The sequence below is a fragment of the Baumannia cicadellinicola str. Hc (Homalodisca coagulata) genome (assembly GCF_000013185.1).
Taxonomy (GTDB): domain Bacteria; phylum Pseudomonadota; class Gammaproteobacteria; order Enterobacterales; family Enterobacteriaceae; genus Baumannia; species Baumannia cicadellinicola_E.
Genome location: NC_007984.1, coordinates 616178 through 641941, shown reverse-complemented (window position 1 = coordinate 641941; position 25764 = coordinate 616178). Strand labels below are relative to the sequence as shown.

The window sequence follows — 25764 nt, the reverse complement described above, 5'->3', positions numbered from 1 at the left end:
AAAATGATGCTTCAAATGCCGAAGTGGCGAAATAGGTAGACGCAGTTGATTCAAAATTAACCACCCCATGGGTATACCGGTTCGATTCCGGTCTTCGGCACTACAAATAACTTAAGATAGTATATCCAATTTAAATTAATATCTTAATGCAATTAATTGTTGCTAGCAGTATGGAGACATAGCATAGATATATGCGTACTAGCCAATATTTACTATCTACTATAAAAGAGATACCTTTAGATGCTGAAGTTATCAGTCATCAACTTATGTTGCGTGCTGGAATTATTCGGCAACTAGCATCTGGTCTCTATACTTGGTTACCTACTGGTTTACGTATATTACGAAAAGTAGAAAACATTGTTCGAGAAGAGATGAATAATATCGGTGCAATTGAAGTTTCTATGCCGATAGTACAACCAGCAAATTTATGGTTAGAGAGTGGTCGCTGGGGACAATATGGACCAGAACTATTGCGCTTTACTGATCGAAGTACGCGTCAGTTTCTTTTAGGCCCCACTCATGAAGAAGTTATCACTGATCTCATTCGTAATGAGGTTAAATCTTATAAACAACTACCGCTTAACTTATTTCAAATTAAGACTAAATTTCGTGATGAGGTTCGTCCACGTTATGGAGTAATGCGCTCACGTGAATTTATTATGAAGGACGCTTATTCTTTCCATACCAGTCAACAGTCACTACAAGCAACTTATGACCTAATGTATTATACCTATAATACTATTTTTAACCGTATAGGTTTAGATGTTCGTACGGTCCAAGCCGATCCTGGCTCTATAGGTGGTCATTTATCACATGAATTCTTAGCATTAGTGTCTAATTACGAAGACCAAATGCTATTGATTGATGCTTCTCATAAAGCTACTGAACGTAATCTACCAAGCGAAAATTTACAACTAGTAGATGCGCCTGGAATTTATACTCTTACTGAATTAGTAAAACTATTTAACTTACCAATTGAAAAAATCGCTCAGATAATTATTGTTCATGCTCAGCAAAATGCTTTATATCCGCTGGTAGCGCTTATGGTACGAGGAGATCATAGTATCAATTATGCTCAAGTAGAAAAATTACCCCAAGTAGCAAGTCCATTAGTTTTTGCTACAGAAGATGAAATACGTCTAGCTATTGGTGTAGGTTCTAGCTCATTAGGACCGATTAATTTACCATTACCGTTAATTATTGATCATAGTGTTGCGGTAATGAGCGACTTTGTTGCTGGTGCCAATATTGATGGCAAATACTTTTTTGGGATTAATTGGGAGCGAGATTTATCTTTACCTGAGGTAGCAAATCTTACCAACCAAAATATTAGCGTAAGTCAACCACAAAGGTTACACAGAACGAACTGGATTGAAGTAGGACATATTTTCCAGCTAGGTAGTAAATACTCTAAAGTTATGAAAGCCACTGTTCAAGGCGAAGATGGTAATAATATGATTATGACTATGGGTTGTTATGGAATTGGTATTACTCGTGTTGTAGCCGCTGCTATAGATAAATATAATGATAAGCAAGGTCTATTATTACCAGTATCAATAGCTCCTTTTCAAGTTGCTATTATACCAATTAATCTGCATAAATCGTTACTAGTACAAACTGTAGCAGAACAACTTTATAACCAGCTATCTATCCGGAAGATAGACGTGCTTTTAGACGATAGAAAAGAACGACCAGGTGTTATGTTTGCTGATATAGAATTAATTGGCATCCCCCATATTATTATCATAGGGGATCGTAATCTAGCTGTTCAAAAAATAGAATATAAAAATCGAAGTAACGGTGAAAAAAAGCTAATGAACCTAAGTATAATCGTAGATTGGATAGTAGCCAAACTAAATAGCTAAGTTAGTTATGCTTAATTTATTGTTATTTTCTTATTTTTCTCGGTGAGATAGGATTTGAACCTCTGTCCTATAGCTACCAAACTGCGCTACTCTCCATCATAACGTAAATATAACATTATTAATTTTTAAAAAGTATAGTAAGTAATAAGGAACAGCAAGATGAGCTTAAAATTAGTACCTGCAGGTAAGAACATACCAGATGATATTTATGTAGTTGTAGAAATTCCAGCTAATACTGCTACTATGATTAAATATGAAGTAGACAAAAATATAGGTGTTTTATTTGTTGATCGTTTTATATCTACACCTATGTTTTATCCTTGTAACTATGGTTATATCAACAATACCCTGTCTTTAGATGGGGATCCGGTTGATGTTTTAGTACCAACGCCCTTTCCACTACAACCAGGATCCGTAATCAGCTGCCGTCCAGTTGGTATCTTAAATATGACTGATGAATCTGGTAAAGATTCTAAGATAATTGCAGTACCAAACTCTAAGCTATCGAAAGAGTATGATTATATAAAAGATGTTGATGACTTACCGCAGTTACTATGTGCACAAATTGTTTACTTTTTTGAACATTACAAAGATCTAGAAAAAGGTAAATGGGTTAAAGTAGAAAGTTGGGAAACAGCTCAAAACGCTAGAACCGAGATTATGTTATCCTTCGTACGAGCAAAAAAAACATAATAGAACCTATTTATTTTAGTCAAAATCAAATTGATAATTCAAGTTAATGGTTTGTTTATCATTAATAATAGTTTCCCAATTTACATTAGGTATAAAATAATGACGTGCACTTATGGTCATGATTAAATTCATAGTACTAAAAATAGATGTTAACCGTAATTTAGGAAGTATATATCCACTTACAAGAAACTGGTAATGACCTTGATCCTCATTGATGTTAAAGGTTATCTGATGTAGACACAATATTTTGCCAATTTTATTTAATATATACTGGTTTCTTGTTGTTCCCATGGATATAAACATTGAGGTTACTAACTGATCATAAGCATTCACGGTATCAATACCATGACCATTTAATAAATAAGATAAAGCTTCCTGCTGGGATTTAACTGGATTAGAGAATATCTCTAATTTAGGAGATTGAATTTTTCCCGTAACTCTTACACCAGTAATTATATTATCCTCTGTAGTATTTGGATCACGAATAGCTTCGATATTAATATCTGGTTTATCTATCTCATCTGAAAATAGTAGAGATCCTTTCTTTATTATTAAATCCTTATTGTATGCATGGTAATAGCCATATGGTATCTTTATTTCTCCATTCATTGATAATGGTCTATTTTTAGATTTAGTAATTTGTAAATTACCTAAAAGATTAGCTGTTAAACCAAATGCATTGATTTGTACATCATTGTTTAGATGCAATAATAGGTTTGTGACGATAGGAAGAGCTATAATTCTCTTATAGTTAGTTAACATTGGTATTAAGTTTAATTGCTCATCTAATAAAATAGCATCATCTAAAGAAATATCTGCTGTTGTTTGTTGCCACTCTTTCACTTTAATACGCATCCAGGGAATATTTACCTGACCATTTAGTGTTAATAAATTTGGCTTCGCTTCAAAAATAATGTTAGGAGATACATCGAATCGCATTGATGGCATATATATGCGTATTTTATTACCTTTTAAGGTAACATATATATGCCAAGTATGTAAATTACACCAGTCTGCATAACCATTTAGATAAATTTGCCCATGTGTAGTACCAATGAATCCTTGTAGATCGCTTCTTGTACCATTGCAATAGATAATTAACCGACTTTCTGTCATCGATAAAGGTATGATATTATTTTGAATAACTAATCGATCAATTCGAACCTCACCATAAATCAGTGGTGATTTGACATTACCACTGATTGATAATCCGGCATTAATTATGCCTTCTATAGGATCATCAAAATAATATTTGAGCTCTATTAGTGGTTTAAGTAGTACCAGAGATAAATTTTTAATTGTAATATTACCATTTATATTACATTTTTGCTTAGGGTCTTTGATCTGTAATTTACCATTACATTCACCATTACCTGCTATTTTTAGTGCCCAATCTAGATATGCCTGATGTTTATCTAATCCTGTTTTAAATATGAAGGTATCAAATAATACGTGCCAATTTTTTTTCTGTTGAATATTAATTAATTTTACTTTATTACCTACTAGGGTAATTTTAGTATATGGTAATTCGTTATCATTTTTCCAATGAAGATCTATGAGACCCGTTATTAAAACACTAGTCTTCATAGTAGTTGGTAGTAAGAATTTTAGCATTGATAAATCAAAGTTTGTTAACTGTACTTTTATGTTACCTAATACTCCAACTTCAATCTTATTAGGAATATAAATATAGGAATTATTATTTTCCCAAGAGTGGGAACTTATAGTAATTTTTTGATGGTTATCTTGATAAGAATAATCTAAGATTACATCTTTAGTTAGTTGCCATACACCAGTTGGTGTTACCAAACTAGTTTTACTTATTTTACCATGCCAGAGCTGATGCTCTGTATCTAACAATCCTTGTATTTGTACTTTACCAGATACTAACCTCTTACCTTGTAGACTTATAATTATCTTGTGTTGCTTCTTATTGCCGGTTGTTGTTAACATTAACTCACGACGCTGCCATTTACCTTGTTGTAAGGTATACCATTGTAAACAGAGGTTACTGTTAATATTATTTCCTGATAATATTTTACCTCGTAAGGAAAAGTTCTTGATATTTATATTGCCCCAGTGTAATGCTCTAGCATTTAAATCTACTAGTACTTGTTGTGGTTGCGAGTTTATATGACCTATAAGTTGTTGCGTAATTTCTGATGATTTATTAGCAGTTTTAGACTGTATGTATAATTTACTAATCCATATATCTTTTGATCCAGCAAAATGCAAATCACGACCATTAATCTCTTCAAGAGCGATCTCAAAAGGCAAAGTAAATCGTAACAATAGTTTAGTCAGTAAATTTAGCAATATCTTATAATCACAATATTGGTCTAATGTATTTAGTTTTGCTACATTAATCCATGTATTTGGTGTAATGAATGCTGTTTTCGGCCATACTACCAGTAAACCAGAAAGAAACGTCGACTGAAGAACTAATTTAGTATCTCTAAAAATTAATCCTGTATGCAAATCATGAAGCTGAATATTTATATTATTCAACTTAACCTGCATGTTATGTAACGTTAAGCATCGTATCATCAGTGACAGTGACGATGGGATGGAAATATATTTCCAACTACTTTGCTCTGTATTTGCTATTGCTAGTACAGCCTTTAATAAACTAGGTGATTTTTTTTTAACTTGTACTGATACATTACGTAGAGAAAGAACATCAATACATAATTTACGATGTAGTAAAGAGCTAAAATCTATTGCTAGTTGAAATTCACTGACTTCCACAGTTAAGTCAGGTCTTTGGTACCGTACTTGTTTAAGGGTAAAATTATTCCATTTACCACTTACAGATGCAATTTCTAAGCCTGGTACCAATTTTACCACGTTATTTATTACAACATTTAAACTCGTAGTAGTGCTCAGTAAGAGAACTAAAGTTAACGTACTTAGTAAGAAGAAAAGCAATAAGATACTTGAATAGTTTCTCTTGATTAAAGTCATAACGCGGAACCTAATCCAATGTATAGCTGTAATCCATGTTCATGCTTATCCGCTAATGGTCTAGCTATATCAAATCTTATTAACCCAGCTGGAGATTCCCATCGTATACCAATACCGGTACCAGTTTTAATGTTATTCTGTGTAATATCATTGACTGCTTCGCCGCTATCAATAAAAAATGTACCCCACAATTTATCAGCTATCTGTTGTTGATATTCTAGTGAACCAAGAGCTAGTTTTAATGCTCCATTAAGCTTACCGTAGTTATTTTTTGGAGATATTGACTGATATTTATAGCCGCGGATACTTTGGTATCCACCTGCAAAAAAACGAATTGAAGGAGGTACTAGTTCTAAAGAACGAGTATCTATCCAACCTATATTACTACTCATAATGAAGCGATGCTTATTTACTAATGTACGTATCCAAACATTATGTATTTGCCAAATAAGGAACGTAATATCTGAATTCCAAGCAGTATTGGATACAGATACAGAATAATGCTGTTTATTAACAATAGTAGGCATTAGTCCATTGCTTGTTCTCATATATTCTATAAGAATACTCGGGTAAACTAGTATAGTAGTATAATCATCATTACTTTGAATAGGAAAATGAGTTATACTACCGCGTAGATTGATAGCATGTTGCCAACTATTTGATAAATGCTTATAATGCATCAGATTTAGAGCCACTGAGTTATATTCAATGTTGTTGAGATTACATCTATTAAATCCTCCCTGCAGCATATAATATTGTTCTCTATAATCTCGAACGAAAGGAACTTTATATTGCATCTCAATAGCTTGCTCTGGGACTTGCAGGTTTATGATAGTCTTAATACTATGACCGTACTTATTTAACCAAGTTTTATCCCATGTAGTTTTTAACTGTAAACCTAAGTTTAAAGTATAACCAATACTGGATTTTATTTGATTATGTAATTGTGGTTTTACTCTAGCATCTATATTTAAAATATTATCCTTACTACCAGAAGTTACCTTCTCTAAATCAGGTGATATCACTACGGATTCAAACCAATTACTAGCTATTAGACGATTCTGAAGAGATGACAATAAGTTTGCATTATAAGGATCTCCAAAATTAATTATACTCCCTATTTTTTGTAAGTAATCCTCGCATATTTGTGCACCATGAAAACGTAATTTCCCGAATCGATAACGCTTACCACTATTAAAATGGATATCCCAATAAGCCTGGTATCTGGGAGGTGAAATATTTAGGTTACTTTTTTCAAATTTAGCATTAAAGTACCCTTTACTTAAAGCTAATTCAGATAATCCAGTTTTAAACTGGTAGTACAACGTATGATTTAACACTGTACCTAACTCTTTTTTACTAACATCAACCAACTGCTGATAATCCAGATCATAGCATGCATCTCCATGTAAAACTACGTTTACTCCTGCTATAATAGTTTGCTTACCTGGATTTACATGTGTAATTATTGTATAATGCTGATTATCTGATGATCTTTGTAATTCGAAATATATAATAGGTGAGTAATAACCAAGAGTACGTAGTTCTTCACGAACAGCTTCATTGAGCAATGACTTAAAGCGGTAGTCAGTAGCATCCATATTATCTTCGTTAGCATCTATAATAGATAAACTTGATAAACGATTACGTACCTGACTTAGTAAGTTTCCATTTAGTCCTGTTAACTGCAAGCATACATTCGCACTATAAGTATGCTGCGCAAAAAATAAGGCACAAAGTATCAATGACTTATAGCTATATCGTATTCTCAAGCTAATAACCTATAAATCTTTTAACAAAAGATATTTTCAAACACTAATTCTCTTTTAAGAGATAGCTGAACATAAGCCTGATATATGTAAGATCATAGTTGTGATTATGCTAGCAATAACATCATCGAGCATTATCCCTATACCTCCCTGCACCTGGTCGTGACACCACCGAATAGGCCAAGGTTTCCAAATATCTAAAAAGCGAAATAATATAAAGCTTAATGCAATTAATGTAATTGTATAGTGAGGTAAAGTAATCAAAATAATCCACATACCTACTAATTCATCCCATACAATATAACTATGATCATGTATACTAATATCACATGCTGTCTTATGACAAACATAGATTCCTATTATCCAACTGAATATTATTACAAATAAATCTAGTGGCCAGGATAATAAAGTGTGTAATACAAACCATAGTGGAATTGCTACCAGCGATCCTGCTGTACCAGGCATCCAATTCATTAATATACTACTACCAAAACACGTAGCAAGTAAGTGTAAAGGGTTAGATAATTTAATACGACCTTTAGCTGTTAGATTATTGATATTCATAAAATAGTCATTCTAATTTAAAGTGATCATAACCATGCCAATTATACTTAACTGGATTGTTATGAAGCATTAATTGTATTCCTTCACTGCTAGGTTTAATTTGACCAATACAAGTAAATATTACGCCCATATAGCTCATAGCTATATCTAGTGCTGTACAGTTTATTTTAGGTACTGTAAAACAAAGCTCATAATCTTCTCCACCACTGAGAGCCCAGCGTAAAGACTGGTGTGGTGTAGTATGCCTTATTAGTGCTGATGAACGTGGAATATTTTCTAAATAAAGATGTACACCACAGTTACTATTAATTAATATACGTCGTAAATCATTAATAATCCCATCCGATAAATCGATGGCTGCATTAGCTATATTGCGTAAAATTTTACCCTGTTGTATGCGTGGTTTAGGACGAAGATGGCGACCTAATAAATACTGCCGATCTTCTTCATTATTTACTTGTAGCTTATTTTGTAAAATAGCTAGCCCAGCAGCACTATCACCTAACGTACCGGTAACATAAACTAAATCACCAATACAGGCACTAGAACGAGTTAATGCCTGACCTATGGGGATTAGTCCATGAACGCTTAATGTTAAGCTTAGCGGTCCCCKACTAATATCTCCGCCAATAAGCTGCATATTATAATAATTTAGCTGTTGTAACAGACTATGGCTATAAGCTGCTATCCAATCTTCATCTATTAAAGGTAGTGTTAAAGATAGCGATAGCCAGGATGGCTCTGCACCCATAGCTGCTAAATCACTTAAGTTAACAGCAAGTGATTTATAACCTAAATCAACAGGATTGATATCAGGTAGAAAATGTGTACCAGATACTAATGTATCAGTACTTATAGCAATCATTTGTTCACTAGAAACAGATACTAGAGCACAGTCATCGCCTATTCCAGCTAAAACATCTTTACGATTATTATGCATCTTATTAAAATAGCGGTTTATAAGCTCAAATTCATAACATCCCATCTGATATCCAAAGAAAATAATTTTTCATATTCATTATTATTTACTAAATAAGATCTCACTTATTACTATATTAAATAGATGTTATTTTCGGTGAGGACGAATCTGAGAGGCTGTTTTCTCTAGAACACCATTAATAAACTTGTAACTATCTTCGGCACCAAAAGTTTTAGCTAACTCTATAGCTTCATTAATTGCTACTCTATATGGGATATCTTGACGTTTGCTTAATTCATATAGTGCTAAGCGTAAAACAGCACGCTCTACGTGTCCAAGTTTATCGAGCGGACGGGATAGATACGGAACCATTAGCTGATCTAACATATCAGCGGCAATTGCAGTACCAGAATATAACTCGCGAAAATATGCTACATCAATCCCTTTAATATCTTGTTCAGCTAAAAACTGTGCTTCTATATCTGCGATGTTATTATTCGATAATTGCCATGAGTATAGTGCTTGAACTGCGCACTCACGAGCACGGCGACGAGCAGTTATTTTCACAAAATTCTCCTTACTATCCTTACTAATTATAAGGCTTTAATAGTTTGCAGTACATGAATCATTTCAAGTGCAGCTAGTGCTGCTTCTGCACCCTTATTACCTGCTTTTATTCCTGCACGATCTATCGCTTGTTCAATGCTTTCGGTAGTTAGTATACCGAACGTTACAGGGAGTGCACTATTAATAGCTACATTTGATAAACCTGAACTACATTCGCCAGCAACTAATTCAAAATGTGTTGTTTCTCCACGTATAATAGTACCTAAAGCAATAACAGCATCATATTTATTACTTTGTGCTAATACACTTATAGTAAGAGGTAACTCATAGGCTCCTGGTACCCATACTACAGTAATATTTTCGTCTTTAACTTGACCAATACGAATAAGCACATCTATGGCACCATCAAGTAGGCTATGATTAACAAAGTGGTTAAAACGCGCAATAGCAATTGCTATATGCGCATTAGATGCGGTAACAATACCTTTAATTACTTTCACAAATAATCCTTTTATAATAAGATAATTTTGATTATAATTATTCATATCTAGGTCTAGGTTAATAGATTACTAATAGAATTTTTAACTATTTTCGTTATAGGTGCAGGATCATATTTATGATCCTGATAATGAATATATGAGTTTTAAACATATTCGTATATCTGGTCCTACTTGACGTATATTTAGTAATTTACAATTTAATGCGTCGCTGAGACGTTCTAAACCTGGTAGTAAACATAATGGCCGTGCCTTATCACCTAGTAGTTTTGGTGACATATAAAGAATAAGCTCATCTACTAAACCTGCTAACAGCAGTGATCCAGCTAGATTAGCGCCTGCTTCAACCCATACACTATTAATATGTCTTTTCCCAAGTAATATCATGAGTGCCATTAGATCAATACGTAGTATATCCTGCCTGCTTAATACAGGTAACTGTATTTGTTCTACCCATCTAGGCCAGATTTTATCATCTGGTTGTATACGTGCTAACCATGTTGTACCATTACTTTTGATTATCCGATGAAAAGGATTAACTCTATTAGCACTATCGATAATAACTTTAATAGGTTGACGTATGTTTTCTTCTTTACATAAACATTGTATATCAGCAGGAAGAGATAACCAACGTACATTGAGTGTCGGATTATCAGCTAATACGGTAGCTGAAGTAGAAAGAATAGCGTCACTTTCAGCACGGAAGCGTTGAACATCCTGACGAGCCTGATTTGATGTAATCCAAGAACTTTCTCCTGATGCCATTGCTGTACGACCATCTAAAGATGTTGCTAACTTTACTCTAATCCAAGGTAATCCAGTACGCATACGTTTTAGAAAACCTTTATTAATCATCTCAGCATCTTGTAACATAATACTATGACGTACTTCAATGTTAGCCTGTTGTAGACGGTATAAACCGCGGCCATTTACTTTAGGATTAGGATCTAACATAGCAGCTACGACTCTTGATATACCAGCTGCTATTAACGCTTCGGTACATGGAGGGGTATGTCCATAGTGATTACAAGGCTCTAAAGTTATGTAAGCAGTTGCACCATACGCCATAGCACCAGCCATACGTAATGCATGTATTTCTGCATGAGGTTCACCTGCACGTACATGATAACCTTCACCAACAACGCGATGGTCGCGAATGATCACACAGCCAACATTTGGATTAGGCGCTGTTGTTAGCTTACCACGTCTAGCTAGCTTAAATGCTAATGCTAGATAAAATTCATCGCTTTTCATTAGATCAGGAACTTGCATTTAGTAGATATTAAATTTATCTCCTGTTTATAAGTATAAATATAACGCATAATAAATCATAATATCCAATTCTTATTTTATAAGAGCCGGTAGCGTATCATTTGAATAAACTATCATATAGCAAGAATTATATTGCTCAATAAYCTTTCACAAGAAGTCACTGAAATTGATTTTATTAACAGATTTATTTTATTATTTTTTTGGTAATGATCTTTATTCTATTTACGATCAATATATACATAATTAGCGTGGTGAAATTAACTTGCTATAATATGTTCACGTTTTATACCTAGCTTTAGTGCTAACGCAGAAGCAACATAGATAGAGGAAATAGTACCTATCAATACGCCTATAAAAAGTGTAATAGAAAAACTACGTAACATTGAGCCACCAAAAATTATAAGTATAAGTACTACTGTCATAGTTATGACTGATGTTATAATCGTTCTATTGAGAACTTGGGTAATCGAAATATTAAATAGATCATAAGTATTGCTGCTAGAAATTACACGGAAATTCTCACGAATTCGATCAGAAACCACAATACTATCATTAAGGGAATAACCTATTACCGAAATTAATGATGCAATAATCGTTGATTCTATTTCAATCTTAAATACAGATAGTAATCCTAATGTAATAACTACATCATGAATTAATGCTAAGACAGTACCAGTTGCTAGTCGCCATTCAAAGCGGAAAATAACGTAGATAAAAATACATATTATTGCTAGTAGTAGCGCTATACTACCAGTTTGTAAAAGATCGTTGCTAACGCTTGGTCCAACTACTTCCACCCTTTTTACCGTTATATTTTGTTGAGTAACTTCATTTACTACACTAGTAATCTTACGCTCTATATTATTTGCCATAAATGGCATACGTACTATTATATCTTGACTACTACCAAAATTTTGCACTATAGCCTCTTTAAATCCAGATTGTTCTATTGCTTTGCGGATTTGGTCTATATCAATTGTTTGCTCTAAGTGCAGTTCAACTATCGTACCACCAGTAAAATCTAGTCCCCAATTAAAGCCTTGCATAAATATAACGATAATAGAAGCAAGAAATAATATTACAGACGAACTAAATGCTATAAAAGACCAGCGCATAAAATCATATACTTTAATGCTAGACTCTAGTTTATTAACAACACTATTTTCTTTTCTAGTCATCACTAATTGTCTAAATAGAAAGTTTATCTATTAACTTATTACCATATAGTAAGTTAACTATAGCACGAGTACCTAGTATCGCTGTAAACATTGAAGTAGCAATGCCAATTATGGTTGTAATTGCAAAACCTTTAATAGAGCCAGTACCAAACTCATATAGAATAATAGCTGTAATTATAGTCGTAATATTTGCATCGATGATACTAGAAAACGCTCGACGATACCCTTGGTAAATAGCTTGCTGTATACTACGCTCTTTACTTAGCTCTTCTTTGATACGTTCATAAATAAGTACATTAGCATCTACCGCAACTGCTAATGTAAGTACTATACCAGCAATACCCGGCATAGTTAGAATAACACCTGGCAATAACGACATCATGCCAATTATTAGAATCATATTAGCAATTAGTGCTATAGTAGCAATTATCCCGAATTTATGGTATCTTATTACCATAAATAGCACAGCAGCTATTAGTCCCCACAAACAAGCTTTTAAACCTTGATTAATATTTTGCATACCTAATGTCGGGCCAATAGTGCACTCTTCAACAATTTTAATAGGTGCCATCAATGCTCCCGCACGTAGTAGTAGTGAAAGATTACGGGCTTCTTGTCTATTATTTAGACCAGTAATACGAAACATATTACTAATGTGTGATTGGATAGTAGCAACATTTATGACCTCTTCCTGCTTAAGAAAGAGGTTATTATCTTTTATATTATCACTACTATTCTTATATTCAATAAATAGTATTGCCATTAACTTATTAATATTATCTTTTGTGAAGTTAGACATAATTTTTCCACCTTGATGATCAAGAGTAATATTAACTTGCGGCTGGTTATACTCATCAGTACTAAAAGTAGCATTAGTAATATGATCTCCAGTAAGAAGTACTTGCTTATATAATAAGATTGGCGTACCGTTACGGGTAAATTTTATTTCAGAATTACTGGTAATTTTACTATGTTCTTCTGATTGTTCTTCATTGACTAAACGAAATTCTAACATCGCCGTAGCACCTATTATTTCCTTAGCACGGGCAGTATCTTGAATTCCAGGTAACTCGACCACAATACTATTAACTCCTTGACGCTGTATTAGTGGTTCAGCTATGCCTAATCTATTTATGCGATTACGTAAAATATTAATATTCTGTTGTATAGCTAAGTTACTAGCTGCATGTAATTTATTATCTAATAAATAAATTTCAATGCTATATTTTTTGCCCTTTTTAATAAGAGCTATATCTCGGTGTATGGACATCAGTTTAGCTAGTGCTTCGTCGCAGATAGAACTATTAAGAAAGTTAACTTTACTTCCATAATTATTAATTTTACTTATTGATGTATAAGGAATATTATTCTTCCGTAGTTCTTGGATAAAAACATCTATAACTTGTTTATGTATATTATTGAGTACTGTATTCATATCTATTTCAATAAGAAAATGTACCCCTCCCCTTAAATCTAAACCTAGTTTAATAGGTAATGCACCTATCATAGTTAACCATGAGGGTACCGCTGGTGCTAAGTTAAGCGCTACTACATAATTATGGCCTAGTGTTTTTAGTAAAGTATCATGAGCATACAATTGCATATTGGAATTGGAAAATCTGGCTAGAATAGTACCATTAGTTAATGAAATAGATTTACTAACAATATTTTTTTGCTTTAATATATGAATAATATCAATGAGAGTAGATTCACTTACTGTAACACCGTGAGTGCCAGTTATTTGTATAGCAACATCTTCTCCATAAAGATTTGGAAGAGCATATATTATGCCTAATATTAGGGTGAGGACTAATATAATATATTTCCACAAAGGATAGTGGTTTAACACCAATTTTTTTTGACCCCATTCCTGATATTACTATTAGAGTGATTTTATTGTACCTTTAGGTAAAATAGCAGTGATAAAGTCACGTTTAATCAGAACTTCATTGGTATCATTAAGTGATACTAAAAAATAACCAGTTTCAGTAACTTTAGCTACTTTACCTACTAAACCTCCATTAGTAAGAATTTCATCCCCTTTAGTAATAGAATGAATTAGTGCTTTATGTAATTTAGCACGTTTTTGCTGTGGCCGTAAGATGATAAAATAAAAAAACAAACCAAAAAATAGCAACATAATTATCATTGAGTATGAACTGCCTTGATATGATGTACTAGTACTAGCAATAGCATCAGAAATAATAGATAGCATTTTTATTACCTCATAAATTCTTTAATAATAGCTATTTCTTGTTTTGTTATAAAATTCTTCAATAAAGTATTGCGATGTCCCGGTATCAATTGCATCGCGTAAATCAGCCATTAAACGCTGATAATAACGTAAATTATGAATCGTATTTAAGCGGGCTCCTAATATTTCATTACAACGAGAAAGATGATGTAAATATGCGCGACTATAATTGCAACATGTATAACAATCACAATAAATATCTAATGATGTAATATCATATTTATACTTAGCATTACGAATTTTAACTACTCCATTAGTAACAAATAGATGACCATTGCGTGCATTACGGGTAGGTATAACACAATCAAACATATCTATACCACGACGCCATCCTTCTATTAAATCTTCTGGTTTACCTACTCCCATTAAATAGCGGGGTTTATCTTCTGGAAGTTGTGGACAAATATGTGCTAGAATATGGTGCATGTTTTCTTTTGGTTCACCTACTGACAAACCACCAATAGCATAGCCATCAAATCCTATCTCTATTAATTTTTTGACTGATAGATCTCGTAAATCTTTATACATTCCGCCTTGAATAATACCAAATAACGCATTATTATTTTTGAGTTCATGAAAACGTTTATGGCTGCGTTCTGACCAACGTAGAGACATTACCATAGATTTTTTTGCTTCATCCCATTGTACTGGATAAGGTGTACATTCATCTAAAACCATGACAATATCAGAACCTAAATCGTATTGTATTTCCATAGATTTTTCTGGGCTTAGAAAAATAGCAGAACCATTGATCGGATGACGGAAGTATACTCCTGCCTCAGTGATTTTATTGAGATTACTAATGCTAAAAATCTGAAAACCGCCTGAATCTGTAATAATAGGTCCATACCAATGCATGAAATGATGCAAATCACCATGTAACTTTATAATTTCTTGCTCCGAACGTAACCACAAGTGAAATGCATTACATAATATCATTTGTGTACCAGTGTCTTTTACTTCCTCTGTTGTGAGACTTTTAACAGTACCATAAGTGCCTACTGGCATAAAAGCAGGTGTTTCTACTACACCACGATCAAATTGTATACGTCCACGCCTAGCGCCTGCGCAATTTTTTAGTAATTGATACTTCAAAAAGTATTCCTATATTCAAAATAAATCCAAGTAATCTTTTTATAGAATAATTTTGCTACTATTAAAATACAGAGTTATTATTAGTAATGAACATTGCATCACCATAGCTTAAAAAGCGGTACGCGAGATTAACTGCTTCTCGATAAGCATTAAAAGTATGTTGGTAACCGGCAAATGCAGATACTAGCATAATTGGTGTAGATTGAGGCAAATGAAAATTAGTAATTAATGCGTCAATTACGCGAAAGCGATAGCCTGGGTAAATAAATATGCTTGTTTCACCGCAAAAAGGTGCTAACATCGTATGTTTGCTATTTGAGACTGATACTATCGCACTTTCTAATGAACGTACTGAGGTAGTTCCAACTGCTACTACGCGGTTACCACGCGACTTACAGGCTATTACTGCATCTACTACCGTATGTGGTACTTCAGTATACTCTGAGTACATATGGTGATGTTCTATCTTTTTTACTTTTATTGGCTGAAAAGTACCTGTACCAACGTGTAAAGTAATAAAAACCATCTCAACTCCTTTGACACGGAGAGCAGATAATAGTTGTTGATCAAAATGTAGACCGGCAGTAGGCGCTGCAATAGCACCTGGATGTTGGCTATATACTGTTTGATATAACTCTCGGTCTAGAGAGTAGTCAGGACGATCTAGATAATAAGGTAATGGAATATGACCAGCATCATTTAGTATGGTAAGTATATCACGTTGATCATCAAATAACAGCTCAAACCATATTTGATGACGTGCTACTATAATAGCACGTATATTTTCATTATCACCTAACAACAGTAATGTATCTATTTTTGGAGTTTTTGAAGCCCTAATATGAGCAAGTACACGCTGATTATCTAGTACTCTTTCTACTAATACTTCTACTTTACCACCACTAATTTTACGACCAAAGAGCCTAGCTGGAATTACACGAGTATTATTAAATACTAGCAAATCTCCTAGTGATAATTGATCTAGAATATCAGTGAAAACATTATGCTTAATAGCTCCGCTATGACCATCTAATGATAGCAAACGGCAGGTACTACGTTCTGGTAACGGATAACGTGCAATTAAATTTTTAGGCAAATTAAAAGAGAAGTCGGCAACATGCATGATTAATACTTATTATAAAAACATAAAATATATAAGCATAGTCTAGGACTATGAATAACTCACTGCAAGTGTAATTAATGTATTCTATAATACTAGAATATCATTCTTTATTCACTTATTAACTTTCTTAGTAACAGCTATTATATTATAATTAATCTTAAATTTACATATAGGAGTATAATATTTATGGTATTAGTTACTCGTCAAGCCCCTGACTTTACGGCAGCTGCAATACTAGGTAGCGGTAAAATAATCAATAACTTTAATTTTAAAAATTATATTAAAGGGCAACATGCAATTATTTTTTTCTGGCCAATGGATTTCACATTTGTTTGCCCTTCTGAATTAATTGCATTTGATAAACGTTATCTTGAGTTCCAGAAACGAAGGGTAAAAATTGTAGGTGTTTCATGTGACTCAGAGTTTGTACATAATGCTTGGCGTTTAGTACCACCGGATAAAGGTGGGATTAACCAAGTACAGTATCCTATGGTAGCCGATGTTAAAAGAGAAATTATCAAAGCATACGATATCGAACATCCAGATATTGGTGTTGCATTACGTGCATCTTTTTTGATAGATAAAGATGGTATAGTGCGCCACCAAATAGTTAATGATCTACCATTAGGTAGAAATATTGATGATATTATACGTATGGTTGATGCTTTACAGTTTAATGAAGAACATGGATTAGTTTGTCCCGCTCAGTGGGAGAAAGGACAAGATGGTATAACAGCTACTACTGAAGGAGTAGCTAAATATTTAGCGAAAAATGTTAGTAAGCTCTAGTTATTAGCTCTCATAATTAGAGCTAACTTGTAAGTTAGCTCTAGTTATTTAATTTTTTCCTCATCCTAAATAGAGGAAGTCCTTTTAACGACTTCCCGTTTTCTACTTAGCTTGCTACGACTGCTTCCTTCCAGACCTGATCGATTTCACAAGTAAATATTAGGCGAGAGCACTAAAAGGACCTAAAAAAATTTATGAGATAATCTATTACGTAGATTAAAGCTAATCGAATAATTATTACTAAATGGAAGATGCCCGGACTTGGAATCGAACCAAGGACACGGGGATTTTCAGTCCCCTGCTCTACCAACTGAGCTATCCGGGCAGATAGAGGCGCATTAGAACGTATTAATACAATTAAGTCAATGAATTTATTAAAAAATATAGCTAAGAGATATATCGTTAGTAACGACGACCATTATATCTAGGAGAAATTAAATTTTGCCACGAAAAGATATCATCTAGTTGCCTTTCAGTTAACAGACCTAACTCTAAAACTACTTGGCGTACACTTTTACCCGTTTCGTTACAAATTTTGCCTACTTTATCGCCGTTATGATGGCCAATAACTGGGTTAAGATAAGTTATGATGCCAATCGAGTTGAAAACATATTGTTCACAAATTGTATTATTTGCACTAATACCAAATATACATTTATCTTGTAAATGATAACACGCCTTAGTTAAAAGTGAAATAGATTCAAACATTGCTTGACTAATGACAGGTTCCATAACATTAAGTTGTAGCTGACCAGCTTCTGCAGCTATAGTTACACATGTATCATTACCAATAACCTTAAAGCACACCTGATTAACTACTTCAGGAATTACAGGATTAACTTTAGCTGGCATAATTGATGAACCTGCCTGTAGTTGAGGAAGGTTAATTTCATTTAACCCAGTTCTTGGGCCTGAAGAAAGTAAACGTAGATCATTACAAATTTTTGATAATTTTACTGCGAGACGTTTCAATGCACTATGCACCATAACATATGCACCACAGTCTGAAGTAGCTTCTATCAAGTCCTCAGCAGAAAAAAATGGTAATCCGCTTATTTTAGCTAGTTTATCGACGACTATATTTTGATATCCTTCAGGGGTATTAATACGTGTACCTATAGCAGTCGCACCTAAATTTACTTCTAAAAGAAGTTCAGCACTCCGTATGAGATTTTTATCTTCTTCCTTGAGCAATACATTAAAAGCATGGAATTCCTGACCAAGTGTCATCGGTACGGCATCTTGTAATTGAGTACGTCCCATCTTTAGGGTAGTCGCGAAAGTTTTAGCTTTGTGCTCAAAACCCGTACTTAGATGATTTATGCCTTTTCTTAGTTGCTGGATAGCGTTATAAATAGCTAATCTTAATCCAGTAGGATAAGAGTCATTAGTAGATTGAGATAAGTTTAAGTGATCGTGAGGACTAAGAAATTGATATTCTCCCTTTTGATGTCCCATTAATTCTAAGCCGATATTCGATAATACTTCATTAGTATTCATATTAATTGAGGTGCCAGCTCCTCCCTGAAATACATCTACGGGAAATTGATCCATACACCGACCGTGAACTAATATCTCATCACAAGCACGATTGATGAGATCAGCAATACCGTTTGGTAAAATTTTGAGTTCTTTGTTTGCTAAAGCAGCTGCTTTTTTCACGATAACCATACTACGGACTAATTCAGGTATATCACTAATACTAATAGTACTTAAAGCAAAATTTTCGCAAGCACGCAACGTGTGAATACCATAATAAGCATTAGCTGGAATTTCACGAGTACCAAGTAAGTCTTCTTCTACACGGATCGTATTTACCATTGATTTTCCAGATCATAATGAATCTAAAGTTATTAGAACATAAAATAATATGAATATCTTATTTTTACAAAAAAAATAATTTTATTTTTTAATTGTTATGATGTTTTACTAAAATTTTACACAAAAAAAATATCTTTTACCCTTGAAGCATTTAGTTATGCCCCCATCATTAACGCATGAATAGGGCATAACTAAATGCTTAATATGAATCTTTTTAAAATTGACCTAGATTTTCTTTAAGGGGAGCTATCAATGAAAATTCGTCCATTACATGATCGCGTTATCGTTAAGCGTAAAGAAGTTGAATCTAAATCAGCAGGTGGCATTATGCTGACAGGTTCAGCTGCTGGTAAATCCACCCGTGGAGAAGTACTGGCAGTAGGTCGCGGCCGCAGCCTAGACAATGGTGAAATTAAAGCTTTGGATGTGAAAGTTGGCGACACCATTATTTTTAATGACGGATATGGCGTTAAGGTAGAGAAAATCGACAATGAGGAAGTACTGATCATGTCTGAAAGCGACATTTTAGCTATTGTGGAAAAATAATTATTTAATCATTATTAACCCAACAAATTAAGGAAAACAAAATGGCTGCTAAAGAAGTAAAATTCGGTAATGAAGCTCGCATAAAAATGTTGAGAGGAGTTAATGTTCTAGCCGATGCAGTAAAAGTTACTTTAGGTCCTAGAGGTCGTAATGTTGTATTAGATAAGTCTTTTGGTGCACCTGTAATTACTAAAGATGGTGTATCTGTAGCACGAGAAATAGAACTAGAAGATAAATTTGAGAACATGGGCGCACAGATGGTAAAGGAAGTTGCTTCAAAAGCCAATGATGCTGCTGGTGATGGTACCACAACCGCAACTGTACTAGCCCAATCTATTGTTAATGAAGGGTTAAAAGCAGTTGCAGCAGGTATGAACCCTATGGATCTAAAACGTGGTATTGATAAAGCTGTTATCGGTGCTGTTGAAGAATTGAAAAGACTATCTGTACCTTGTGCTGATTCTAAAGCTATTGCTCAAGTTGGAACTATATCTGCAAACTCTGATGAAAAAGTAGGTATACTTATAGCGGAAGCAATGGAAAAAGTCGGTAAAAAAGGTGTTATTACTGTTGAAGAAGGTTCTGGTTTACAAGATGAACTAGATGTAGTCGAAGGTATGCAGTTCGATCGTGGCTACTTATCTCCTTATTTTATTAATAAGCAAGAGAATGGAACAGTAGAATTAGAAAATCCATTTATCTTACTAGCCGATAAGAAAATATCCAATATTAGAGAAATGCTTCCAATATTAGAAGCAGTAGCTAAATCAAGCAAACCTTTACTAGTAATTGCTGAAGATGTGGAAGGAGAAGCTTTAGCTACTTTAGTCGTAAACACTATGCGTGGTATCGTAAAAGTAGCAGCAGTTAAGGCACCAGGTTTTGGTGATCGACGTAAAGCAATGTTACAGGATATTGCTACCTTAACTGCAGGTACTGTAATTTCTGAAGAAATAGGTTTAGAGTTAGAAAAAGCTACCTTAGAAGATATGGGACAAGCTAAACGTGTTGTAATTACTAAAGATACTACTACCATTATTGATGGTGTTGGCGATAAAGCTATGATTGATAGCCGTGTTGCACAAATAAATCAGCAGCGTGAAGAAGCTACTTCTGATTATGACAGAGAAAAATTACAAGAACGTGTAGCAAAATTAGCTGGCGGTGTAGCTGTTATTAAAGTTGGTGCTGCTACTGAAGTTGAAATGAAAGAGAAGAAAGCTCGCGTAGAAGATGCCTTACATTCTACTCGTGCTGCTGTAGAAGAAGGTGTCGTTGCAGGTGGTGGCGTCGCACTTATTCGTGCTGCTAATGGTATTCAGCAGCTTTGTGGTGATAATGAGGATCAAAACGTAGGTATCAAAGTTGCACGACGCGCTATGGAAGCACCTTTGCGTCAGATAGTAGCTAATGCTGGTGAAGAACCATCAGTCATTGCTAATAACGTCAAAGCTGAAGACGGTAATATGGGCTATAACGCCGCTACTGAAAAGTACGGTAATATGATAGATATGGGTATACTAGATCCAACTAAAGTAACCCGTTCTGCGCTGCAGTACGCTGCTTCTATTGCCGGTCTTATGATTACTACTGAATGTATGATTACTGATCTCCCGAAAGAAGAAAAACCTGATGTAAGTGCTTCTAGTGGTGGTATGGGTGGTATGGGTGGTATGATGTAAGTTAGCAGCTCATATTAATAAGTAAAATTTAATCATGCTTTATTTAACCCCCAGTTATAGAACTGGGGGTTAATTATTATATTTATTTCTTATCCTAAAGATAAGATAGTTTTACTCGGCATTCCACTAATATCCCTAACTAATCTAGGAACGAGATAACCGGCTACTTTACTTAACAAGTCATGCATAATCTTCCGTGCTCGTTGATCATCAACTATAAAATGTGTAGCACCTTGCACACAATCTAAAGTATGTAGATAATAAGGTAGTATGCCTATAGAAAATAAAGTTTCGCTTAGTGTAGCTAAAATTTGAGCATTATCATTAATCCCACGTAAAAGTACACTCTGATTTAAGAGTGTTACCTGTTTATTACGTAATTTTGCTATGCTTTTCTGTACTGAGGAATCAATTTCTTGAGCATGATTAATATGTGTCACTAATACTACTTTAAGTCGGGATCTTGCAAGACGTTGACAAATAAAAGAAGTAATTCGTGCAGGAATAACTATAAGTAATCTACTATGAATACGTAATTTTGTTAAATGAGGTATATCTTCTAGTAAGTTTAAAAGTTTATCTAGTTCATGATCTTTTGCCATTAGTGGATCACCACCAGATAAAATAATTTCGTTCAGCTCCGAATGTTGYTTAATATATTCGATAGCTAGTTTCCAGTTAGCTTGATTGCTTTGATTATCTTGATAAGGGAAATAACGACGAAAACAGTAACGACAGTTTATTGCACAACCACTTTTGACAAGTAGTATAGCACGATTATAATACTTATGTAGTAACATTGGAGCAACATTATACTGCTGCTCATTTATTGGATCTTTGCTAAAATCTAAGTGTTGCTTAAACTCTTCTGGTAACGTTAACACCTGACGGAGTAATGGGTCAGTTGGATCCTCATATTTCATACGTTTAACGAATGTTTTAGGTACACGGAATGGGAATAGTTGCCTAGCTTTTATAGCTTCACGTAGTTTTTTATCTTGATCAAGCTTTAATTGTTGCAATAATTCCATTGGATTAGTTATGACATCTGCAAGTTCATTGAGCCATTCTTCTTTATCGGAAGAATTGTTTCTTCTTAAATGTTTCATTTTTCATTACCATATTTGTTGAAGAAAAATCTTATGCATTTTTATCGTACTAATGAATTTCGGGTTGGTTTGAAAATTATGCTTAATGGCGAACCATACGCTATTATAGAAAATGAATTTGTTAAACCGGGAAAAGGTCAACCATTTAATAGAGTACGTCTACGTCAATTACTTTCTGGTAAAAAAATAATTGAAAAAATATTTAAGTCTGGTGATGCTGTTGAAGCTGCCGATATTATCGATCGACACTTAAATTATTTGTATAATAATGGTGAATTCTGGTATTTTATTAATAATCAAAACTACGAGCTAGTTGCTGCAGATGCTAAAGCCGTAGGTGACTATGCTAAATGGTTAGTCAAACAAACTCCTTGTGTATTAACTTTATGGAAAGACCAGCCTATTGCCGTAGTCCCACCTAACTTCGTAGAATTAGAAGTATTATCTACTGATCCTGGGATAAAAGGAGATGCTATTAGCTCTATTTATAAACCAGCTACCTTAACTACTGGTGTAATAGTTAAGGTACCTTTATTCATTAATAAAGGAGAAATAATTAAAGTAGATACTCGTACTAGTATGTATATATCACGAGTTAAGTAGTAGATGATGGATCAAATATAGATTTTATATATATATAGTATTTTATTATGATCTGAAGCAAAATTTTTCCTTACATTAGGTATATTAATGAATAAATTAATCAGTTGGAAACCTCGTGCTTCTATTCATAATTTATTCATTAGAGCTAAAATAATAAACAATATTAGAATTTTTTTTATAAATCGTGGTTTACTAGAAGTTGAAACACCAGTTATGAGTCATACTACAGTACCTGACATTTATCTTTTTCCTTTCCAGACAAATTTATATTTTTTAGAAAAAGTACCAGAGAAAGGAGTGCCAATGTATCTTATAACTAGTCCAGAATATCATATGAAACGTCTACTTGCTGCAGGTAGTGGTCCAATTTTTCAAATATGCCATAGCTTCCGTAATCAAGAATACGGCAATTATCATAATCCAGAGTTTACTCTATTAGAATGGTATAGACCATATTATAATATGGTTGATATTATGGATGAAGTTAATATTTTTTTACAAACAATTATTCATTGCGATAGTGCCGAGATGTTGTCTTACCAACAGGTTTTTCGCCTACATGTTGGTATCGATCCACTATTAGCAGAGCTAGATGAACTAAATCAAGTATTAGTTAAGTTCAATCTTAGTAGTACTATATCACTATATAATGACCGTGATAAATTACTTGATTTTTTATTTTTAATGTTAGTAAGACCTCATCTTGGTAATAATAAGCCTGTTTTTATTTATAATTTTCCTGCTTCCCAATCATTACTAGCTGAGTTAAATTCTGATGATCACCGAGTAGCTGAAAGGTTCGAAGTTTATTTTCATGGTATAGAATTAGCTAATGGTTCTCGTGAGTTAACTGATGCAGACCTACAACGTGAACGTTTTATGCAGGAAAATAATAAACAAGTAGCAATGAACAGACCACCGCGACTTATCGATGAACAGTTATTAGCAGCGTTAGAATGTGGTTTACCTTCTTGCTCAGGTGTAGCATTAGGTATTGATCGCTTATTAATGTTAACTTTAAAAGCTAAGCATATTAGCGAAGTTATGGCTTTTTCTGTAACAGATGCGTAATTAAGGCTTCTGCCTAAAATTAACATCTAGTTTGAGATATTAAGCTTATTACAGAAGTAAATCATTGGTTACTGAAGCATGATAATAACTATTGATGATTCGTACTAAGTTATCATTGGTCGGAACGAATTAACATTCGATTATTTTGCTCAATTTATTCTGTATGCAATAGAGTATATATCTTAATATTTAGCTCTAAAGAAATTAAATTATTAATTTGCTGTAATATATTAATTGAGTAACTAATTAGCAGTATTACTACTAATAATTTGTAATCATATTTTTTTGTTACTATAACCTAACGGTAGTCCTACACGAGTAATACAATTAGTATATAAGTGATCGCATAACTCTATTCTACCATATCGGAATAAATTAATGACGGTAGAACCAAGCTTAAAGTATCCCATTTCTTGACCTTTAAGTAAGATAACTGCATTTTTATCTCCGAATTTGGGATAATGCCAACATTTAATGACTTTTTCTCGCGGTGGCATGACGGTACCAGACCAGATGGTTGCGATACTACCTACAATAGTAGCACCAACAAGAATTTGTGCTATTAAACCAAAATTACTATCAAATAAGCAAATTACTCGCTCATTACGAGCAAATAAATTAGGAACATGAGTGACCATGGAAGGATTAACAGAAAATAAATTACCTGGTACATAAATCATTTGACGTAAGACACCGTTACAAGGCATATGGACCCTGTGATAATCTCTAGGAGAGAGATATATTGTCGTAAAATTACCGCAACGAAAGTAATTAATAATTCTAGTTTGCCCAGCAAGTAAAGCTTCTAAACTATAGAAATGTTTTTTTGCCTGTAATATTAGATGATCTTGAATGGTTCCTAATTGTGATATAATACCATCGGCTGGTTGCACTATCACTGATGGATTAGAATTAATTGGACGAGCATTTTTATTGAGATATCTAATAAAAAAAGCGTTAAATGTTTTATAAAAAGCGATATCTTGCTGTAGTGATTCTTGCATATTAACTTTATAAAATAATATAAATAACTTAATGATAATTCTAGTAAACCAACTACCATGACATTCAGCACTCCAACCTACTATCTGGGTTAATAATAGTTGAAGTAAGTATCTTAATTTTTGCAAAAATGGCTTTATAATATAAAGCACGTATATAAGTAACCTCTTATAATGTTATTACTTAGGAAGTATATAATTACCCATACGACTAAAATATCATCGTGTTATTTATTTTATCATTTAGTATAGTACAGGGATGAGTAAATATATAAATACTAACTAAAAATTATTGTTACATAGTTTAGGAATCTATTGAATAGATAGATCAATCATCTTATAATTTATAATTAACTATTTTTTTATAATTATATTTTTCTTT

22 protein-coding genes, 2 tRNA genes and 1 other RNA gene are annotated in these 25764 nt (G+C 33.5%); 8 read left to right on the top strand and 17 right to left on the bottom strand.

Annotation, left to right across the window (positions count from 1 at the left end):
* Positions 1–17: 17 nt before the first annotated feature.
* The 3 genes from BCI_RS03020 to ppa all read left to right on the top strand — a co-directional run bounded on the left by BCI_RS03020 (position 18) and on the right by ppa (position 2558).
* Positions 18–100: transfer RNA gene (locus tag BCI_RS03020), tRNA-Leu, on the top strand.
* 91 nt (positions 101–191) lie between these two features.
* Positions 192–1865: a proline--tRNA ligase gene (locus BCI_RS03015; protein ID WP_011520769.1), complete on the top strand. Its 1674-nt coding sequence runs from the start codon at positions 192–194 to the stop codon at positions 1863–1865.
* 159 nt (positions 1866–2024) lie between these two features.
* Positions 2025–2558: an inorganic diphosphatase gene (gene ppa / locus BCI_RS03010; RefSeq protein ID WP_011520768.1), complete on the top strand. Its 534-nt coding sequence runs from the start codon at positions 2025–2027 to the stop codon at positions 2556–2558.
* A 15-nt stretch (positions 2559–2573) separates the two neighbouring features.
* Here ppa and BCI_RS03005 read toward each other — a convergent pair whose 3' ends face one another.
* The 12 genes from BCI_RS03005 to queA form a co-directional block, all read right to left on the bottom strand.
* A complete protein-coding gene (locus BCI_RS03005) occupies positions 2574–5405 on the bottom strand; it encodes a translocation/assembly module TamB domain-containing protein (RefSeq protein WP_041574903.1) in 2832 nt (943 codons plus the stop codon).
* Positions 5406–5518: 113 nt separating this feature from the next.
* Positions 5519–7267, bottom strand: coding sequence for an autotransporter assembly complex protein TamA (locus BCI_RS03000; RefSeq protein WP_143485617.1), 1749 nt, complete (start codon positions 7265–7267; stop codon positions 5519–5521).
* An 81-nt stretch (positions 7268–7348) separates the two neighbouring features.
* Positions 7349–7855: a phosphatidylglycerophosphatase A family protein gene (locus BCI_RS02995; RefSeq protein ID WP_011520765.1), complete on the bottom strand. Its 507-nt coding sequence runs from the start codon at positions 7853–7855 to the stop codon at positions 7349–7351.
* A gap of 7 nt (positions 7856–7862) precedes the next feature.
* Complete coding sequence (gene thiL, locus BCI_RS02990; RefSeq protein ID WP_011520764.1) at positions 7863–8840, bottom strand: thiamine-phosphate kinase; 978 nt, start codon at positions 8838–8840, stop codon at positions 7863–7865.
* A gap of 81 nt (positions 8841–8921) precedes the next feature.
* Complete coding sequence (gene nusB, locus BCI_RS02985; protein ID WP_011520763.1) at positions 8922–9341, bottom strand: transcription antitermination factor NusB; 420 nt, start codon at positions 9339–9341, stop codon at positions 8922–8924.
* A 26-nt stretch (positions 9342–9367) separates the two neighbouring features.
* Positions 9368–9841 carry a 6,7-dimethyl-8-ribityllumazine synthase gene (ribE, locus tag BCI_RS02980; protein WP_041574966.1) on the bottom strand — a complete coding sequence of 158 codons (474 nt, stop codon included), beginning with the start codon at positions 9839–9841 and terminating at the stop codon, positions 9368–9370.
* Positions 9842–9955: 114 nt separating this feature from the next.
* Positions 9956–11092: a bifunctional diaminohydroxyphosphoribosylaminopyrimidine deaminase/5-amino-6-(5-phosphoribosylamino)uracil reductase RibD gene (ribD, locus tag BCI_RS02975; RefSeq protein ID WP_011520761.1), complete on the bottom strand. Its 1137-nt coding sequence runs from the start codon at positions 11090–11092 to the stop codon at positions 9956–9958.
* A 275-nt stretch (positions 11093–11367) separates the two neighbouring features.
* Positions 11368–12288: a protein translocase subunit SecF gene (secF, locus tag BCI_RS02970; protein WP_011520760.1), complete on the bottom strand. Its 921-nt coding sequence runs from the start codon at positions 12286–12288 to the stop codon at positions 11368–11370.
* Positions 12289–12298: 10 nt separating this feature from the next.
* A complete protein-coding gene (gene secD, locus BCI_RS02965; RefSeq protein WP_011520759.1) occupies positions 12299–14137 on the bottom strand; it encodes a protein translocase subunit SecD in 1839 nt (612 codons plus the stop codon).
* A 33-nt stretch (positions 14138–14170) separates the two neighbouring features.
* A complete protein-coding gene (gene yajC / locus BCI_RS02960; protein ID WP_011520758.1) occupies positions 14171–14503 on the bottom strand; it encodes a preprotein translocase subunit YajC in 333 nt (110 codons plus the stop codon).
* Between the two features lie 21 nt (positions 14504–14524).
* The gene (gene tgt, locus BCI_RS02955) at positions 14525–15637 is read right to left on the bottom strand and encodes a tRNA guanosine(34) transglycosylase Tgt (RefSeq protein ID WP_011520757.1); all 1113 of its coding nucleotides are present in this window, start codon (positions 15635–15637) and stop codon (positions 14525–14527) included.
* Positions 15638–15698: 61 nt separating this feature from the next.
* Positions 15699–16760 (bottom strand): tRNA preQ1(34) S-adenosylmethionine ribosyltransferase-isomerase QueA, encoded by a 1062-nt coding sequence (queA, locus tag BCI_RS02950; RefSeq protein WP_011520756.1) that lies wholly within the window; start codon positions 16758–16760, stop codon positions 15699–15701.
* Positions 16761–16946: 186 nt separating this feature from the next.
* Between queA and BCI_RS02945 the strand changes: the two genes are divergently transcribed.
* Positions 16947–17549 (top strand): peroxiredoxin C, encoded by a 603-nt coding sequence (locus BCI_RS02945; RefSeq protein WP_011520755.1) that lies wholly within the window; start codon positions 16947–16949, stop codon positions 17547–17549.
* A 79-nt stretch (positions 17550–17628) separates the two neighbouring features.
* Here the strand turns inward: BCI_RS02945 and ffs are convergent.
* The 3 genes from ffs to aspA all read right to left on the bottom strand — a co-directional run bounded on the left by ffs (position 17629) and on the right by aspA (position 19370).
* Positions 17629–17727, bottom strand: an RNA gene (ffs, locus tag BCI_RS03310) — signal recognition particle sRNA small type.
* Between the two features lie 74 nt (positions 17728–17801).
* Positions 17802–17874 (bottom strand) — tRNA-Phe (locus BCI_RS02940).
* Between the two features lie 77 nt (positions 17875–17951).
* A complete protein-coding gene (gene aspA / locus BCI_RS02935; RefSeq protein ID WP_011520754.1) occupies positions 17952–19370 on the bottom strand; it encodes an aspartate ammonia-lyase in 1419 nt (472 codons plus the stop codon).
* Positions 19371–19622: 252 nt separating this feature from the next.
* Between aspA and BCI_RS02930 the strand changes: the two genes are divergently transcribed.
* The gene (locus BCI_RS02930) at positions 19623–19916 is read left to right on the top strand and encodes a co-chaperone GroES (protein WP_011520753.1); all 294 of its coding nucleotides are present in this window, start codon (positions 19623–19625) and stop codon (positions 19914–19916) included.
* 41 nt (positions 19917–19957) lie between these two features.
* On the top strand, positions 19958–21598 hold the full coding sequence (groL, locus tag BCI_RS02925) for a chaperonin GroEL (protein ID WP_011520752.1): 1641 nt from the start codon (positions 19958–19960) through the stop codon (positions 21596–21598).
* Between the two features lie 89 nt (positions 21599–21687).
* Here the strand turns inward: groL and epmB are convergent, their stop codons facing one another.
* Positions 21688–22707, bottom strand: a complete 1020-nt coding sequence (gene epmB, locus BCI_RS02920; protein ID WP_011520751.1) for an EF-P beta-lysylation protein EpmB — start codon at positions 22705–22707, stop codon at positions 21688–21690.
* Between the two features lie 33 nt (positions 22708–22740).
* Here epmB and efp point away from each other — a divergent pair, with 33 nt between their 5' ends.
* Both efp and epmA read left to right on the top strand, forming a co-directional pair.
* Positions 22741–23310, top strand: coding sequence for an elongation factor P (gene efp / locus BCI_RS02915; protein WP_011520750.1), 570 nt, complete (start codon positions 22741–22743; stop codon positions 23308–23310).
* An 87-nt stretch (positions 23311–23397) separates the two neighbouring features.
* Positions 23398–24381, top strand: coding sequence for an elongation factor P--(R)-beta-lysine ligase (epmA, locus tag BCI_RS02910; RefSeq protein ID WP_011520749.1), 984 nt, complete (start codon positions 23398–23400; stop codon positions 24379–24381).
* 275 nt (positions 24382–24656) lie between these two features.
* Here the strand turns inward: epmA and asd are convergent, their stop codons facing one another.
* On the bottom strand, positions 24657–25535 hold the full coding sequence (gene asd / locus BCI_RS02905) for an archaetidylserine decarboxylase (protein ID WP_011520748.1): 879 nt from the start codon (positions 25533–25535) through the stop codon (positions 24657–24659).
* Between the last annotated feature and the right edge of the window lie 229 nt (positions 25536–25764).